Annotated in this window: 16 protein-coding genes; 3 read left to right on the top strand and 13 right to left on the bottom strand. The window is 61.9% G+C overall.

The window, feature by feature from the left end; translation table 11 throughout:
* Positions 1–26: 26 nt before the first annotated feature.
* From tfpZ to recA, 8 genes are all read right to left on the bottom strand, one after another.
* Entirely contained in the window at positions 27–803 is a 777-nt protein-coding gene (gene tfpZ, locus N5B55_RS02360) for a TfpX/TfpZ family type IV pilin accessory protein (RefSeq protein WP_304539009.1), read from the bottom strand.
* Positions 804–902: 99 nt separating this feature from the next.
* Positions 903–1466, bottom strand: coding sequence for a pilin (locus tag N5B55_RS02355; RefSeq protein WP_304539008.1), 564 nt, complete (start codon positions 1464–1466; stop codon positions 903–905).
* 179 nt (positions 1467–1645) lie between these two features.
* Positions 1646–2341, bottom strand: coding sequence for a TerC family protein (locus N5B55_RS02350; RefSeq protein ID WP_304539007.1), 696 nt, complete (start codon positions 2339–2341; stop codon positions 1646–1648).
* 148 nt (positions 2342–2489) lie between these two features.
* Positions 2490–3371: a succinate--CoA ligase subunit alpha gene (gene sucD / locus N5B55_RS02345; RefSeq protein ID WP_304539006.1), complete on the bottom strand. Its 882-nt coding sequence runs from the start codon at positions 3369–3371 to the stop codon at positions 2490–2492.
* 88 nt (positions 3372–3459) lie between these two features.
* Positions 3460–4626, bottom strand: coding sequence for an ADP-forming succinate--CoA ligase subunit beta (sucC, locus tag N5B55_RS02340; protein WP_004635396.1), 1167 nt, complete (start codon positions 4624–4626; stop codon positions 3460–3462).
* Positions 4627–4692: 66 nt separating this feature from the next.
* Complete coding sequence (locus N5B55_RS02335; RefSeq protein WP_304539005.1) at positions 4693–5319, bottom strand: DUF2889 domain-containing protein; 627 nt, start codon at positions 5317–5319, stop codon at positions 4693–4695.
* 291 nt (positions 5320–5610) lie between these two features.
* The gene (recX, locus tag N5B55_RS02330) at positions 5611–6090 is read right to left on the bottom strand and encodes a recombination regulator RecX (RefSeq protein WP_065856791.1); all 480 of its coding nucleotides are present in this window, start codon (positions 6088–6090) and stop codon (positions 5611–5613) included.
* 96 nt (positions 6091–6186) lie between these two features.
* Positions 6187–7245, bottom strand: coding sequence for a recombinase RecA (recA, locus tag N5B55_RS02325; RefSeq protein ID WP_065856789.1), 1059 nt, complete (start codon positions 7243–7245; stop codon positions 6187–6189).
* Between the two features lie 265 nt (positions 7246–7510).
* Here recA and N5B55_RS02320 point away from each other — a divergent pair, with 265 nt between their 5' ends.
* From N5B55_RS02320 to N5B55_RS02310, 3 genes are read left to right on the top strand one after another with little or no spacing between them, the layout of a single operon-like run.
* On the top strand, positions 7511–8218 hold the full coding sequence (locus N5B55_RS02320) for a response regulator (RefSeq protein ID WP_009239054.1): 708 nt from the start codon (positions 7511–7513) through the stop codon (positions 8216–8218).
* Entirely contained in the window at positions 8211–9791 is a 1581-nt protein-coding gene (locus N5B55_RS02315; RefSeq protein ID WP_304539004.1) for a sensor histidine kinase, read from the top strand. Before N5B55_RS02320 ends, N5B55_RS02315 begins: the two co-directional genes overlap by 8 nt.
* Complete coding sequence (locus N5B55_RS02310) at positions 9788–10099, top strand: DUF4212 domain-containing protein (RefSeq protein WP_009239056.1); 312 nt, start codon at positions 9788–9790, stop codon at positions 10097–10099. Before N5B55_RS02315 ends, N5B55_RS02310 begins: the two co-directional genes overlap by 4 nt.
* A gap of 9 nt (positions 10100–10108) precedes the next feature.
* Here the strand turns inward: N5B55_RS02310 and N5B55_RS02305 are convergent, their stop codons facing one another.
* The 5 genes from N5B55_RS02305 to N5B55_RS02285 all read right to left on the bottom strand — a co-directional run bounded on the left by N5B55_RS02305 (position 10109) and on the right by N5B55_RS02285 (position 15169).
* Entirely contained in the window at positions 10109–10759 is a 651-nt protein-coding gene (locus tag N5B55_RS02305; protein WP_304539003.1) for a 3'-5' exonuclease, read from the bottom strand.
* A 2-nt stretch (positions 10760–10761) separates the two neighbouring features.
* A complete protein-coding gene (locus N5B55_RS02300) occupies positions 10762–12588 on the bottom strand; it encodes a DUF294 nucleotidyltransferase-like domain-containing protein (protein ID WP_304539002.1) in 1827 nt (608 codons plus the stop codon).
* Between the two features lie 64 nt (positions 12589–12652).
* Entirely contained in the window at positions 12653–14383 is a 1731-nt protein-coding gene (locus N5B55_RS02295; RefSeq protein ID WP_065856782.1) for a cation acetate symporter, read from the bottom strand.
* A complete protein-coding gene (locus tag N5B55_RS02290; protein ID WP_065856780.1) occupies positions 14380–14688 on the bottom strand; it encodes a DUF485 domain-containing protein in 309 nt (102 codons plus the stop codon). The genes N5B55_RS02295 and N5B55_RS02290 overlap by 4 nt, the downstream gene beginning before the upstream one ends.
* Positions 14689–14818: 130 nt before the next feature.
* Positions 14819–15169 carry a hypothetical protein gene (locus tag N5B55_RS02285; protein ID WP_304539001.1) on the bottom strand — a complete coding sequence of 117 codons (351 nt, stop codon included), beginning with the start codon at positions 15167–15169 and terminating at the stop codon, positions 14819–14821.
* Positions 15170–15193: the final 24 nt, after the last annotated feature.

The raw sequence follows: 15193 nt of genomic DNA, 5'->3' as shown, positions 1-15193 counted from the left end.
CAGTGTTTGCGGTGGACCAAACGCGTTCAGTCAAAACCGCCTACGGGTGCATAGGCTTTGATCGTGCCTTGCGCATCGAGCAGGGCAATCCAGGTATCCAGTTGTTTTTGACTGACAAGCGGCAGGTAATAAAGTTGGTCGATTGGTAACCCTGCTTCCTTGGCCGCCTCTTCAACCACGGTTTGTTTGTCCGCTTGTAGCCGAGCTCGCAGCGCAGCGAGCGCTTTCATGCGTTGCTGCACGAGCGGCCGACTTTTTTCATAGCTTTGCCACCAACCAGGGCGGGCACTTGGATCAAGGCCGCGCAGCGACAGATCCAGACTTTTCAGAGCCTCATCTGCATCCTTAGGCGCACGAGTACCCAGGAGTAAAGGGCCAGCCCATGAAAGCGATTGGAATTCACGTGGGGCCTGTGGCAAATTGCTTTGGTTGATTTGAGCAGCGGAAACCGCAACCAAGCGATCGGTTTCAAAAGCCAGTACCACGGGGCGCGCCACGCAGACGCTGTAAAGGCCATACGCCAGCGCAGCGAGTTGCACCAACGCGACCAAGGACAAATCCACCGCCAGTTGACGGCGCGATTTGGCGGGGTTGAACAGCACGCTCGTGAGCAGGGGGCCACAAACCACATCCACGCCCACCATGACCCAGAACAGATGCTGACCGCCCGACAATGCACGAAAAGGGTAGGGAAACCACAGGCCGAGAACGACGGCTGCCGCCCCCAGCGCAACCAGCACACTTAAACTCAAATGAAGACTGGCTGCCCGGATGGCTGCGCGAGCCCTAACGTAATTCAACATTGAGGATAAAAATCATCACCCATAAATGGAAATGGATTTCGGGTTACCGAAATCCATTTCTGAACACCTCCAGGCATTAACCCGGAGCATTACACCCTATTAGCGGCACTGGGGCGGAGCGAACTTCGCCAAGAGCGTAGCACCGGGAGTGACGCCATCAACCCCTTTCTTGTTTGCGGTATAGCAGGTCCAAACAAGGCTAGTGGCAGGCGGAGTGCCAACCGTCAACCCAGCACCGGCTGCGGTCGGCCACAGTTCCACAGTATTGGCGTTAGCCGGCGCGACCGAACTGGAATAGGTGATCTGAATATGCCCATCTGTAGTGGTGCCAATAATAGAAGTCAAATTGTTACCGAGGCCCTTACCGCCATTCAGCGAACAGGTGCCCTTGGCGTTGCACAGCCCAGTGCCATCCTGACTAGTCGGCATGCTCGCAAAGAAACCGCCGCTAGCATCGGGAGTGCCGTTAGCAGCGTTGTCTGCCACGACAGACTTCAGACCGGATGCCAATACCAGACCATCCGATACCTTCGCGCGAACGGTGTAATCCTGATAAGCCGGCAGCGCGATGGCAGCCAGAATACCGATAATCGCGACCACGATCATCAGTTCGATCAGCGTGAAACCCTTCTGGACACGCTTGTTGAGTCGCATCGACTTCATGAAATCCCCCGGATTGTTTGGTTAAAGATGATGCGGGGGAGATAGAGCATGGACCGTGCCAGCCGAGAAAGCGTGCCTGTCAGCGAAAAGCTGACGCGGTTCGTATGAGCGACGTGACAGACTGTGACACGTTTTGACACCAATTGACGAAGTTCGTCAATTTGTTATTCGTAAATCACTCAAGCAGGTCGCAGCGTTCTCCCGCTCAGCCACCGGCCTACGCCTACGACCAGCAGCGCCCCCACGCACCCCACCACTACATCCGCATACGGCACCGCGCGTTCAAACCACGCCGCATCGATCGGATCGGTGACGAGCATGTCGCCAGCCAGATAGCCGAGCAGCGCCGCCCCGAGTGTGATGATGACGGGGAAGCGCGCCATAACGCCCACCAGCAGCGTGCTGCCGAATACGATCAGCGGTACCGACAATCCAAGCCCCAGCACCAGCAGCAGAAACGTCGTACCTGGCGGCCCCTTCTCGGCCGCGGCGGCCACGGCAACGACGTTATCGAGCGACATCACAAAGTCGGCGATGAGAATCGTTTGGATGGCAGGCCACAGGCCGTCGCGCTGATGGCGATCGGCGGCTTCGTCTTCGGCATCCGTGAGCAGCTTCACGCCGATGTAGACCAGCAGCACCGCGCCAATCGTCTTCAGGTACGGCAGCGCGAGCAACTTGACGGCCAGGATGGTCAGCACGATGCGCAATACGATGGCGCCGGCACTGCCCCAGAAAATGGCCTGCTTTTGTTGGCGCTTCGGCAGATTGCGCGCGGCCAGCGCGATGACCACCGCGTTATCGCCCGACAGCACGATGTTGGTCAGGATGATGGAACCAAGTGCGAACCAGAATGCGCTTGAGGTGAGCGCCATAGTGTTCCTGAAGCCGTTCTTATGGGAAGGATGATCTGCTTATACACATGTCGTGCCGAGATCGCACGTTGCATCATCAACGAGACGCGCGCACAAACAAAAACGGGAGCCGAAGCCCCCGTTCTCGCACAACCTCAAACTTCGTCGATTACAGCATCGCCTTGAGCAGACGTGCCATTTCCGACGGGTTCTTGGTGGTCTTGATGCCACATTCTTCCATGATGTCGAGCTTGGCTTGCGCGGTATCGGCACCGCCCGAGATCAGCGCGCCCGCGTGGCCCATGCGCTTGCCCGGAGGCGCGGTCACGCCAGCGATGAAGCCCACTACCGGCTTCTTCATGTTGTCCTTGATCCAGTAAGCCGCGTTGGCTTCGTCCGGACCACCGATCTCACCGATCATGACCACGGCATCCGTTTCCGGATCGTCGTTGAACATCTTCATCACGTCGATGTGCTTGAGGCCGTTGATCGGGTCGCCGCCGATACCGACTGCCGACGATTGGCCCAGGCCCAGCGCGGTAAGCTGGCCCACGGCTTCGTACGTCAGCGTGCCCGAGCGCGACACCACGCCGATGCGGCCCTTGCGGTGGATGTGACCCGGCATGATGCCGATCTTGATTTCGTCCGGCGTGATCAGGCCCGGGCAGTTCGGACCCAGCAGCAGCGTCTTGCTGCCGGCCTTACGCATCTTGTCCTTGACCATCATCATGTCGCGCACGGGGATGCCTTCGGTGATGCAAACCACCAGATCCAGCTCGGCCTCAACGGCTTCCCAGATTGCGTCAGCGGCGCCTGCGGGCGGCACGTAGATCACCGACACGGTTGCGCCGGTCTCTGCCTTCGCGTCCTTAACGGTCGCGTAGATGGGAATGCCTTCGAAGTCTTCGCCGGCCTTCTTCGGGTTCACGCCTGCGACGAAGCAGTTCTTGCCGTTGGCGTAGTCGCGGCAGCCGCGGGTGTGGAATTGGCCGGTCTTACCGGTGATCCCCTGGGTGATGACCTTGGTGTCTTTGTTGATCAGAATCGACATGCTGTAATCCTTTTATGCAGCGAGCCGCGCCGACGTACTCAGCAGCGGGCGCAACTCGCGTTCGCGTATGGTTGGGTCAGCGGGCGGCTTACTTGCCGGCGGCTGCGGCCACGACTTTCTCGGCGGCCTCTGCCATCGTGTCTGCGGCGATGATGGGCAGACCCGAGTCGGCCAGCATCTTCTTGCCGAGGTCTTCGTTAGTACCCTTCATGCGCACCACCAGCGGCACCGACAGCGACACAGCCTTGGCTGCAGCGATCACGCCTTCGGCGATCACGTCGCAACGCATGATGCCGCCGAAGATGTTGACCAGAATGGCCTTCACGTCCGGGTTCTTCAGCATCAGCTTGAAGGCTTCGGTCACCTTCTCGGTGGTGGCACCGCCGCCCACGTCGAGGAAGTTGGCCGGCTCGCCGCCGAACAGCTTGATGGTGTCCATCGTGGCCATGGCCAGACCAGCGCCGTTCACCAGGCAGCCGATGTTGCCGTCGAGCGAGATGTAAGCCAGGTCAAACTTCGAGGCTTCGATTTCCGCCGGGTCTTCTTCATCCAGATCGCGGTAGGCGACGATTTCCGGGTGACGGAACAGTGCGTTCGAGTCGAAGTTGAACTTGGCGTCCAGTGCGATGACCTTGCCGTCGCCGGTCAGGATCAGCGGGTTGATTTCAGCTTGCGAAGCGTCGGTTTCCCAGAACGCCTTGTACAGGCCTTGCAGAGCTTGGCGGGCTTGCGCGATCGAAGCATCCGGCACGCCGATCTTGCGAGCGATGTCGTCAGCCTGAGCGTCTTGCAGACCGGCTTGCGGATCGATCAGCAGCGTGTGGATCTTTTCCGGGTGCGATTCGGCGACTTCTTCGATGTCCATGCCGCCTTCGCTCGAGGCCATCAGCGCCACTTGCTGCGACACACGGTCCACCACCAGCGACACGTACAGTTCCTTCTTGATGTCCGCGCCTTCTTCAATCAGCAGGCGCTTGACCAGCTTGCCTTCCGGACCGGTCTGGTGCGTCACCAGCGTCATGCCCAGGATGCTGCTGGCGTATTCCTTGACCTGCTCGATGCTCTTGGCAACCTTCACGCCGCCGCCCTTGCCACGGCCACCCGCATGAATCTGTGCCTTCACGACCCACACCGGGCCGCCGAGGGTTTCAGCAGCCTTGATGGCCTCGTCGACCGAGAAGGCCGGAATGCCGCGCGGAACCGGCACATTGTATTTGCGCAGGATTTCCTTGCCTTGGTACTCATGGATATTCATGCGTGTTTCCTTTGCTAGGCAGAGTGAGTGTGATGAGTATTGAAAACGCGAACGGCGCGGTGCCCTTCAGGACGAGGGCTCAAGCGACAGCTCGGTGGGTGGCGGTTGGATCTTGGCTTCGGGCTGGTATGCAAACCAGCGCGGGTAATGCTTGCGGACCACCTCACCCTCTAAATGCAGGGCATGGCAGCCGTGGAGTTGGTAAGGCGGCTTCTCGCCGGCTTCGACAGGACGCAGGTCGTTGGAGTTATCGCGCACCGGGAATACATCGCCGGCAAAAGCCTGGATGGCGGCGGTCGGCAGCACGCCACACAGCTCGGTGAGGTGCGTACAGCCCGCCACGCCGCCGAGTCTCTCACGCGAGGCCTTTCGAAAACCCTTCATCAGGTTCAGGCCGATGAGTTTCCGGTAGGCCGGGCCGATCGTGTCGCAGTGTGTGGGGTACGGCACCCAGTCGGAACACGCTTCCGCATCCACGACGTTCATATGGGTGTCGATGGTCACTCGCAGCCACAGGTCATGGAGCGGCTGGCCCTCGGGGCGTACGCCGCCGCTCGCCAGGGGGATGTCGCGTGGTTTGGTGTCGGTCAGGTGCGCTTCGATGTCCCATAGGCCGTCTTCCCGCAAATAGGCCTCCACCGTGATGGCACGGCGGTGGCGCATGACGCGCGGGACGGGATCAGACAGAGGCATGGACCAGACAGACCGATAGGACCGATGGAGGCGGCACACGCAGATCGCGCGCATCGCCTACGGGACGTATGCGACAGCGCATCAGCCGCCACACACGAACATACCGCCCTGCAACCAAAATTACGGTTCGGGGCGGTATCAAAGACCGGTATTTTAACACGTCGTCACGACCAAGCCGGTCGCCTGCTGCAATGCAGTGTGAAAGCGGTTGCAACAACGTCGTGAGGTGCAACCAACGCGATTCGTGCGCAGCCGGATTGTCCGAGCGAATTGTTGGGAGATCGACGGCATTCAGGCCGACTCGTCGCCATCTTCCAACAGTTCATCGGCTCCAGCGATGATGCGCGACACGACGGAACGAGAGAAACCGCGCGCCATCATGTAGCGCACCTGCTTGGCTCGTTCAGCCAGATCGGCCGGTGGGCGGCCGAAGCGCTTTTCCCATAGGGCTTTGGCCCGCGCAGCTTCGGTGCTTTGCAGCTGCGCCTTGACCTCGCCCAGCGTTTCTTCGCCGAGCTGATGCGTTTTCAACTCCTGCATCAAGCGCGCTGTACCGTAACGACCCGCGCGGCGGTGCACCATGCTTTCGGCAAAACGCGTGTTGGACAGCCAGTTTTCGCCCTCAAGCCAATCCAGCAGCGTATCGACCTCTTCGACGGATTCGGCGTGCGGCACCAACTTACGGCGCAATTCGACGCGACTGTGCTCGCGCCGAGACAGATAGCCCAGCGCACGAGCCTTCAGCGACAACGGTGGGCGCGGCAACGGCATACAGTTTCAGGCTTAAAAAGAAAACGCCCACCGTTGGGGAACGGCAGGCGTATGAAGCTCGATAGAGCCGTCGATCTGCGCCGACGGTCAACCCAATTACTCTTCTCCGACTTCCTCGGCCACCGCCACGGCGCCCATTGGCGTCACGCCCAGTGCCTCGCGGACCTTGTTCTCGATGTCGCGGGCGAGGTCGGGGTTTTCGCGCAGGTATTCACGGCAGTTGTCGCGGCCTTGGCCGATTCGCTCGCCACCGTAGCTGTACCAGGCGCCGGACTTTTCAACGATCTTGGCTTCCACGCCGAGGTCGATGATTTCGCCTTCGCGCGACACACCCTGGCCGTAAAGGATGTCGAAGATGGCTTCGCGGAACGGCGGCGCCACCTTGTTCTTGACGACCTTGACCTTGGTTTCGTTGCCGACCACGTCGTCGCCCTTCTTGATCGAGCCGATGCGCCGGATGTCCAAACGCACCGAAGCGTAGAACTTCAGTGCGTTACCGCCCGTGGTGGTTTCCGGCGAGCCGAACATCACGCCGATCTTCATGCGGATCTGGTTGATGAAGATGACCATGCAATTGGTCTTCTTGATGGTGCCGGTCAACTTGCGCAGCGCCTGGCTCATCAGACGGGCCTGCAGGCCGGGCAGCGCGTCGCCCATTTCGCCTTCGATTTCAGCCTTCGGCACCAGTGCGGCCACCGAATCGATGACGATCAGGTCGACCGAGCCTGAGCGCACCAGCGCATCGGCAATTTCCAGGGCCTGTTCGCCCGTGTCCGGCTGGGAGATCAGCAGGTCCGGCACGCTCACGCCAATCTTGTCGGCATAAGTGACGTCAAGCGCATGTTCCGCGTCGATGAAGGCGCACGTGCCGCCCAGTTTCTGCATCTCGGCAACCACTTGCAGCGTCAGCGTGGTCTTACCCGACGATTCGGGACCGTAGATTTCAATGACGCGGCCGCGCGGCAGGCCGCCAACGCCCAGCGCCACGTCCAACCCGAGCGAACCCGTCGACACGACCTGGACCGGCTCGACCTCGGCGTCGCCCATCTTCATGATGGAGCCCTTGCCGAACTGCTTTTCGATCTGCGCGAGCGCGGCAGCCAGCGCCTTCTGCTTTTCTGCGCTCATCGCGGCTGCCTTCTTACCGTCTTCCATGGTCGTCCTTCGTGCAAATTGGTGTATAAATGGGCCGCAAGGGCTTGCGATTCCAGCGGTTGCCTGCAACAACGGGCCGCTGGCTGATTGCCCCGACGCGACCCATTTCATGACTTTAGCGCCGCCAAGACTACAGCACCGCGAATTCGGAGTACTGTATAAAAAACCAGTGGTTTTGACAAGTCTCCAGATCAGTTATCGCGCGAAAACAATGTAGCGGGCGGGATGGGCAAGATATCTTGCCCGGCATCGCGGGGAGACACGCATGCGCATCCTGATTGCCGAAGACGACGCCACGCTGGCGGACGGGCTCACACGCTCGCTGCGCCAGGCGGGTTATGCCGTCGACCAAGCCTCCGACGGGGCGACTGCCGACGCAGCGCTGTCCGCACAGACGGCCCAGACCTATGACCTGCTGATTCTCGACGTGGGCCTGCCGCGCATGTCGGGGCTGGAGGTTCTCAAGCGCCTGCGCTCGCGCGGGGCCATGCTGCCGGTGCTGATCCTGACCGCCGCCGACAGCGTGGAAGAGCGCGTCAAGGGCCTGGACCTGGGCGCCGACGACTACATGGCCAAACCGTTCGCGCTGTCCGAGCTGGAAGCGCGCGTGCGTGCGCTGGTGCGGCGCGGCACGGGCGGCGGTGCCACGCTCGTGCGCCATGGGCCGCTGGCGTTCGATCAGGTCGGGCGCATTGCCTATATCCATGATCAGGTGGTGGAACTGTCGGCGCGCGAGATCGGGCTGCTGGAGATTCTGCTCGCGCGCGTCGGCCGCCTGGTGTCGAAAGAACAGCTGGTCGACCACCTGTGCGGCTGGGGCGAAGAAGTCAGCAACAACGCCATTGAGGTCTATATCCACCGCCTGCGCAAGAAAATCGAGGTGGAAGGCATCCGCATCGCTACCGTGCGCGGACTCGGCTACTGCCTGGAACGCGTGGCCACCCCGACGACCACCGCCGCCGCCCATGGGTGATCGGCTGGCCTGGCCGTGGCGTCGGCATCGCGCGTTGCCGCGCGAACGTGCCGGCACGGCGCCAGGGGCAGACGGCCGCGATGACGGAGGCGATGGCGGCGGCAACCTCGCCGACACCCTCCCCCACCTCGAAGACGACGCCACGCGGCCCGTCGCCCGATCCCTCTTCGGCGAAATTCTCGACTGGATGCTCGCGCCGCTGCTGTTGCTGTGGCCGATGAGCATTGCGGTGACGTACCTGGTGGCCAAGTCGATCGCGAATGCGCCATATGACCGCGCGCTGGAATCGAGCGCGATCGTGCTCAGCCAGCAACTGCGCGAGGTGAATGGCCGCGTGACGCTGCAGCTGCCGATCTCGGCGCGTGAGATTTTGCGTGCAGACGAAACCGACAATATCTATTACCAGGTGCTCGGCACCAACGGGGAGTTTGTCTCCGGGGACCGCGACCTGCCGCTGCCGCCCGAGGAAGACGCCAACGCGGGCGGCCTCGTGCAACTGCGCGACGACCACATCCACGGCACAGAGATCCGTGTTGCCTACACGTTTGTGCAGCGGCCTGGCCCCGGCGATAAGCCCGCGCTGGTGCAGGTGGCGGAAACGCTCGACAAGCGCGCGCAACTGGCCAACGAAATCATCAAGGGCGTGATCCTGCCGCAGTTCGTGATCCTGCCGCTCGCGGTGATCCTGGTGTGGTTCGGGCTGACGCGTGGGCTGGCGCCGCTCAATGCGATTCAGGAGCGCATTCGCGCGCGTAACCCGGGCGACACCAGCCCCATCGATGAAGGGGCCGCACCCCAGGAGCTGACGCCGCTCGTGGCGTCATTCAATGATCTGCTCGGGCGACTGGAGCAATCGGTGCATACGCAGAAGCGTTTCATTGCGGATGCCGCGCATCAGATGAAGACGCCGCTGGCCGGTCTGCGCATGCAGGCCGAGCTGGCACAGCGCGAACAATCGCCCGACGAACTGCGCCGCACGCTCGCGCATATCGCCGACAGCTCGGATCGCACCGCACACCTCGTCAAGCAGTTGCTCTCGCTGGCGCGCATGGAAAACATGGGTGCCACCGACGGCTTGGTGCCGCTCGATATCTGCGCGCTTTCACGTCAAGTGGTGGCTGACTGGCTGCCCAAGGCGTGGGCCAAGCAGATCGACCTTGGCTTTGAGGAACCCGGGCTGCCGGTCACGATTTCGGGCAATGCGACGATGCTCGCCGAGATGCTCAACAACCTGCTCGACAACGCGATCCGCTATACGCCCGATGGCGGACATGTCACCGTGCGCGTGACCACCGCGCCATTCGAGCCGTTCGTCTTCATCGACGTCGATGACACTGGCCCCGGCATCCCAGTGGCCGAGCGCGAACGCGTGATGCAGCGCTTTTACCGCATTCTTGGCACACAGGCCGAGGGCAGCGGTCTGGGCTTGGCCATCGTGCGCGAGATCGTGCAGCAGCACGGCGGAGACATCGAGGTGCTCGACAACGTGTATCAGGCATCGCCGCGGCTGGCGGGCGCGCGCTTTCGCATCACGCTGCATCGCGCCTCGGCCGGCGAGGAGGCCACCGCATGAGCATCACGCCCGGAACGCCAGCGCGCCGCAGGTGGATTGCCAACATGCGTTGGATCGCAGCGCTGCTCGCAGTGTGGTTCGTGGTGACGTTTGTGATCGCGTTTTTTGCACGCGACCTGTCGATGCACCTCTTCAACTCGGACTGGACCTTCGCGTACTGGGTTGGCGCGCAAGGTGCGCCCATCGTCTATGTGCTGATTACCGTGCTGTATGCATGGCGCACCAACCGCGCTGCAGATACGGCCGCCGAACACGAAGAAGCGGTGCAGCGCGATACGTCGGAACCCACCCAGCCGCCGTCCATCTGACCCCGCGCGTTACGCTGCTCCCAATTGGCGCAGCTTCACAAAGGCCAACGCAGCCATCACCGCGTCGTTCAGCGCGTCGTGCGCATCCCAGGTCGGCAAGTCGAGTTCCTTCATGACGGTGGCGAAGCGCAGGTCGAGATCGGCGTCGCCCTGCTGCCGATACGGCGGCAGCTGCTGGAATCGATAGTCGTAGTAAAGGGCCGAGACTTCGATCTTGGGCTGCGGCAATCCGATGCCGAGCATGGGCACCACCACCCGATTGAGCATCGCCACATCGAACTCAAGGTAGTAGCCGACCAGAGGCCTGCTGCCAATGAAGTGCAGCAGTGCATGAATGGCCTGCTCGATCGACACCCCGCTGTCCAGGTCGCGATTGCGCAGGCGATGCACGCAGATGCTTTCCGGGCGCATCTCCCCTTGCGGCCGGATCAGCAGCTCCAGGCGTTCGCTTGTCAGAATGCGATTGCCGACGATACGGACGGCACCGATGGAGACAACCTCGTCGGTGCGCACGTTCAGGCCGGTGGTCTCGCAATCAAGCGCGACCCACTCGCCTGGGGGCGGTGCATCAAGCAGGAAGCGGAACGCCGGATCGCGCAACTTTCGCATCTGGCGCTGCCTTTGCAGAACCTGCAGCCAGCTCGCAAGCCGCCCACCCATGATCACATCCACTCGGTCCGCCAGCGCTGCCGGAGCAGCGTTTTGAACCGTTTGACGGTGCTCAGCGCGTCCTTGAGCAGATCGCGCTCCAGCGACGAAAGGCGCGCCAGATGCACGTCGCTCGACACAGGTTGATGCGCATCGATTTCCGCCAGCCCGGCTTTAAGCCGCAGCGTCATCAGGAAGTGCAGGCTATCGCCCAGCTCGGCGGCCATGTGCGCGTCGAGCGCCCCGGCGCGCACCAGAGCTTCCAGGCGCGGCACGGTGCCTGTCTCGTCGAGTATCCGGTGGGCGAGCGCAAGGCTGCGCACCCCATGAACGATCGGGAAGATGCCCTCCTTCTTCACATCGAGTACGGGGTCGGAGTCGCCAAACCCAAGCAGGCGATCGCGCCAGCCCGGCGCGGCGCTGAAAGCTTCAACAGCAGCGGCAAAGCGGCCGAGGACGGCGTCATTGTCGACCGTCAATTCCAGCAGAGCGCGCCGCAGTTGGTTGAGCAAGGCGGCATCGCCGCACACCGGATGCGCATCGAAGAAAATCGCCAGATGCATCAGGCCCTCGGGGCTCGGCAGGATGAGCCATTCGCGAATGCGCCGCGCGAAGTCACTCGCGGTCATGCACCACTCGGGCCGGCTCAGCATGATGCCGCCGGGGCACGGCGGGTAGCCGAATGCGCCCAGCGCATCGGAGAAGCGCGTGACGATACGCTGCAGATCCGCGGGTGGCACGTAGCCATCGCGCAGTACCAACGCGTTGTCCTGATCGGTCTTGAGCAGTTGCTCGCCGCGCCCCTCACTGCCCATGACGAACAGGCAACTGTTTTCAACGAGTTCGGGGGGCGCAACCATCTGCCAGGCGCGTTCAAACAGGCGGGCGTTGATTTCGCGCACGAGACTGGCGACGTGGTCAATGCGCGAGCCGCCACGCGTGAGCAACGCGACCATCCGCGTAATCTGCGCTGCCACCTGGGCGAGCGCGTCCAAATCCTGCGCCAGGTTGATCTGGACTGTCAGCAGATAGGAGTGGTTGGCAAGAAAGCTGAACACATCCAGTGATTCCAGCAAACCGAGAATCTCATCCCCGCGGGTGACGACCAGCCGGTGCACGCGATGGCGCAGCATCAATGTCAGCGCGTCGCTGATCTGCGCAGAGGCCGGCACGGTGATCAGCGAGAACTGGCTCATCTGCCCCACCGGCAGACGATCCAGCGGAGTGCCTTGCAGGACGGCGCGTTGCAACGAACTGCGTGTGAAGATGCCCACTCGCGGCGGGCTGGCGGTGCCATCGCGCACGAGCACATTCGAGGTGTTCAGTGCCTGAAACAGCTTCACCACGGAGACCACGTCCGTGCCGGCATCGACAAAATGGGCAGGCCGGATGAAGGCATCGCTCACATGCGAGACGGCCAGCGACTGCATCGTCTCCATGCTCTGCCGCTGTGCAATGGCGCTGAGCTTGCTGCCGAGATCGGAAAAAAGCAGCGCACCGAAGGTGGCGTTGGCAGCAATAAGGTCGCGCACCGCCTGACGTGCCACCTGATAAGCCACCACTTCTTCAGCAGCGACGAAGCTGCTGCTCGCCTTGCCGGCCACCAGCGCCCGGCCGTCAAAGCAATCGTCGGGGCCGTAGGTGGCGATCAGCTCGTCGCCGTCGTACTGGGCGACACGGCCTTTGATGATCACGAACAGGTGCAGCGGTGCGGCACCTGCATCCAGGATGGTCTGCCCTTCTGGGTAATAGCCGATGTCGACCGCATCGCGCACCAGGCGCTGCTCGTCCTGATTGAGGCAATCGAACGGCCAGACGGCGAAGTTGAAAGCGCTGGGCATGGTTGCCTTGAAGGCGGGCGATGCAGTGCGTCACCCGCCTCCGGTCAGCGTGGGCAGTGGCCGATCAGTGGCCCGATGCGCCAGCCGCACCGAGGCCCGTTTCCGAGCGGACCTGTTGCGCGGCAAACGACGCCTTTTCGTTCTTGGCGCGAACGCTGCTGTCCAGCACGGAGAACAGCCACACGCCCACGAAGCCGATCGTCATCGAGAACAGCGCGGGCGATGTGTACGGGAACCACGCCGAGCCCTTCGGATAGCCGAGTGTGGCTTCCCACACCGACGGCGAAACGATCGTCAAGCCGACCGACGAGATCAGCCCCAGGAACCCGCCGATGACCGCGCCACGCGTGGTACAGCCCTTCCACAGCATCGACAGGAACAACACCGGGAAGTTGGCCGATGCCGCCACCGCAAACGCCAGCGACACCATGAACGCGATGTTCTGCTTTTCAAACGCAATGCCCAGCAGCACGGCGATCACGCCCAGGACCAGCGTGGTGATACGCGAGACCTTCAGCTCATCGGCGCTGTTGGCCTTGCCGTTCTTGAATACCGTGGCGTAGAGATCATGCGACACGGCCGACGCGCCCGACAGCGTCAGCCCCGCCACCACCGCCAGAATCGTGGCAAAGGCCACGGCCGAAATGAAGCCGTAGAACACATCGCCGCCCACCGATTTGGCCACCAGCACGGCCGCCATGTTGGCCGTGCCTGCGCCGCCCTTGATCACGCCCTTGGCCACATCGGCCATTTCCGGGTTGGTCAGCACCAGCGTGATGGCGCCAAAACCGATGATGAAGATCAGGATGTAGAAGTAGCCGATCCAGGTGGTGGCCCAGAAGACCGATTTGCGCGCCTCCTTGGCATCGGGCACCGTAAAGAAACGCATCAGAATGTGCGGCAGGCCGGCGGTGCCGAACATCAGCGCCATGCCGAACGAGATGGCCGAAATCGGATCCTTGATAAAGCCACCCGGCGACATCACGGACAAGCCGATCTTGGTTGCGTCGTCCGGCGACTTGCCCGCGTTGGCAGCAATGGCGGTCTTCACCTGCACCGCCTTGGCAAACAGCGCTTCCGGGCTGAAGCCGTACTGCGCCAGCACCATGATCGCCATGAAGGTCACGCCCGCCAACAGCATGCACGCCTTGATGATCTGCACCCAGGTCGTTGCGGTCATGCCGCCGAAGAGCACGTAGACCATCATCAACGCGCCGACGATCACCACCGCGATCCAGTAATCCAGCCCGAACAGCAATTTGATGAGTTGACCTGCCCCCACCATCTGGGCGATCAAATAGAACGCCACCACGACCAGTGTGCCGATCGCGGCAAAGCTGCGGATCGGGCCTTGCTCGAAGCGATAGCCCGCCACGTCTGCAAAGGTGAACTTGCCAAGGTTGCGCAGCCGTTCGGCCATCAGGAACGTGATGATCGGCCAGCCGACCAGAAAGCCGATGGAGTAGATCAGGCCGTCGTAGCCGGAGGTCATCACGGCGGCGGAAATGCCCAGGAAGGACGCCGCCGACATGTAGTCGCCCGAAATAGCCAGGCCATTCTGGAAACCGGTGATGCCGCCGCCCGCGGTGTAGAAATCTGCCGCGGAGCGCGTGCGCTTGGCCGCCCACTTCGTGATCCACAGCGTGCCGGCCACAAACAGTGCGAAGAGCACGATGGCCGTGGTGTTGGTGGCCTGCTTGGCGGTCTGTCCGACATCGCCACCCGCAGCGAAGGCTGCTCCGCAGGCGCCTGCGGCCAATGACGCCGCCAGCAAGATTGAAAGCATCTTCTTCATTTGGCGACGTCCTTCAGGATGTCCTGCGTCAGTTGATCGTATTCGCTGTTGGCGCGGCGCACGTAGATGCCGGTAATGACGACAGTGAAAATGATGACCGCCATGCCGACTGGCACGCCCACACTCATCACGCCCGTGCCCACGGGCTTGGCGAGGAAGGGCTTATCGAACGCGATCAGCGCGATGTAGCCGTAATACACCACCAGCATCAGCACCGTCAGAACGACGCCAAGCCTGTTGCGTCGCTGCTTGAGCTGCGCATATTTCGGATGCGCCTCGATTTTTCCTACCAATCCATCCTGCATCGCCTGTCTCCTGGTTTGCTCTTGGAATGTGTGCGGCGATTCTGGAGAGCGAAACTGACTGAACTCTTACTCACGCTGTCAGCGGCGGTTTTACTGCGATAGTGGTTTTCCCTAGCGCTACAACCAGACGTCAGAAACCGTACGCGCCAACTGCCGGCAAATCCGCTGCAAAACGACGCCCCTTGCCAAAAACCGCGCCGTCAACGGTGCACATCTTGTGCGCATGCACATTTGGAGGAAGTGCATATACCGGTTGGCGCTGCTTGCATAAGCCGGCTTTGGGATGATGCAGCGCACGCATCGGTGCCAGGGCCGAAACCATGGTCGGCGCGACCGCCGGAGCAATCCCAAGTGCCTGATTTTTCGGGAATCCAGACCGCCGATCGCGCGCATCGAAAGGCACATGCTTGTCAGAACGCCGTAAGTTTCGGCTCCCACAATCCTTGACACTTCCGCGGGCGAAAAGCGTTTGCGTTGTCATGTCCATGCCCAGCGGGACGACCTA

This window comes from Ralstonia pickettii (assembly GCF_030582395.1).
Lineage (GTDB): Bacteria > Pseudomonadota > Gammaproteobacteria > Burkholderiales > Burkholderiaceae > Ralstonia > Ralstonia pickettii_D.
This window is presented reverse-complemented; position numbering and strand designations above follow the sequence as displayed.

Coding starts and splice junctions, on each gene's coding strand:
- recA (WP_065856789.1), bottom strand. CDS start 7,245: ATGGAAGACGGTAAGAAGGCAGCCGCGATGAGCGCAGAAAAGCAGAAG.
- N5B55_RS02320 (WP_009239054.1), top strand. CDS start 7,511: ATGCGCATCCTGATTGCCGAAGACGACGCCACGCTGGCGGACGGGCTC.
- recX (WP_065856791.1), bottom strand. CDS start 6,090: ATGCCGTTGCCGCGCCCACCGTTGTCGCTGAAGGCTCGTGCGCTGGGC.
- sucD (WP_304539006.1), bottom strand. CDS start 3,371: ATGTCGATTCTGATCAACAAAGACACCAAGGTCATCACCCAGGGGATC.
- sucC (WP_004635396.1), bottom strand. CDS start 4,626: ATGAATATCCATGAGTACCAAGGCAAGGAAATCCTGCGCAAATACAAT.
- N5B55_RS02300 (WP_304539002.1), bottom strand. CDS start 12,588: ATGCCCAGCGCTTTCAACTTCGCCGTCTGGCCGTTCGATTGCCTCAAT.
- N5B55_RS02295 (WP_065856782.1), bottom strand. CDS start 14,383: ATGAAGAAGATGCTTTCAATCTTGCTGGCGGCGTCATTGGCCGCAGGC.
- N5B55_RS02355 (WP_304539008.1), bottom strand. CDS start 1,466: ATGAAGTCGATGCGACTCAACAAGCGTGTCCAGAAGGGTTTCACGCTG.
- N5B55_RS02305 (WP_304539003.1), bottom strand. CDS start 10,759: ATGGGTGGGCGGCTTGCGAGCTGGCTGCAGGTTCTGCAAAGGCAGCGC.
- N5B55_RS02310 (WP_009239056.1), top strand. CDS start 9,788: ATGAGCATCACGCCCGGAACGCCAGCGCGCCGCAGGTGGATTGCCAAC.
- N5B55_RS02335 (WP_304539005.1), bottom strand. CDS start 5,319: ATGCCTCTGTCTGATCCCGTCCCGCGCGTCATGCGCCACCGCCGTGCC.
- N5B55_RS02350 (WP_304539007.1), bottom strand. CDS start 2,341: ATGGCGCTCACCTCAAGCGCATTCTGGTTCGCACTTGGTTCCATCATC.
- N5B55_RS02285 (WP_304539001.1), bottom strand. CDS start 15,169: ATGACAACGCAAACGCTTTTCGCCCGCGGAAGTGTCAAGGATTGTGGG.
- N5B55_RS02315 (WP_304539004.1), top strand. CDS start 8,211: ATGGGTGATCGGCTGGCCTGGCCGTGGCGTCGGCATCGCGCGTTGCCG.
- N5B55_RS02290 (WP_065856780.1), bottom strand. CDS start 14,688: ATGCAGGATGGATTGGTAGGAAAAATCGAGGCGCATCCGAAATATGCG.
- tfpZ (WP_304539009.1), bottom strand. CDS start 803: ATGTTGAATTACGTTAGGGCTCGCGCAGCCATCCGGGCAGCCAGTCTT.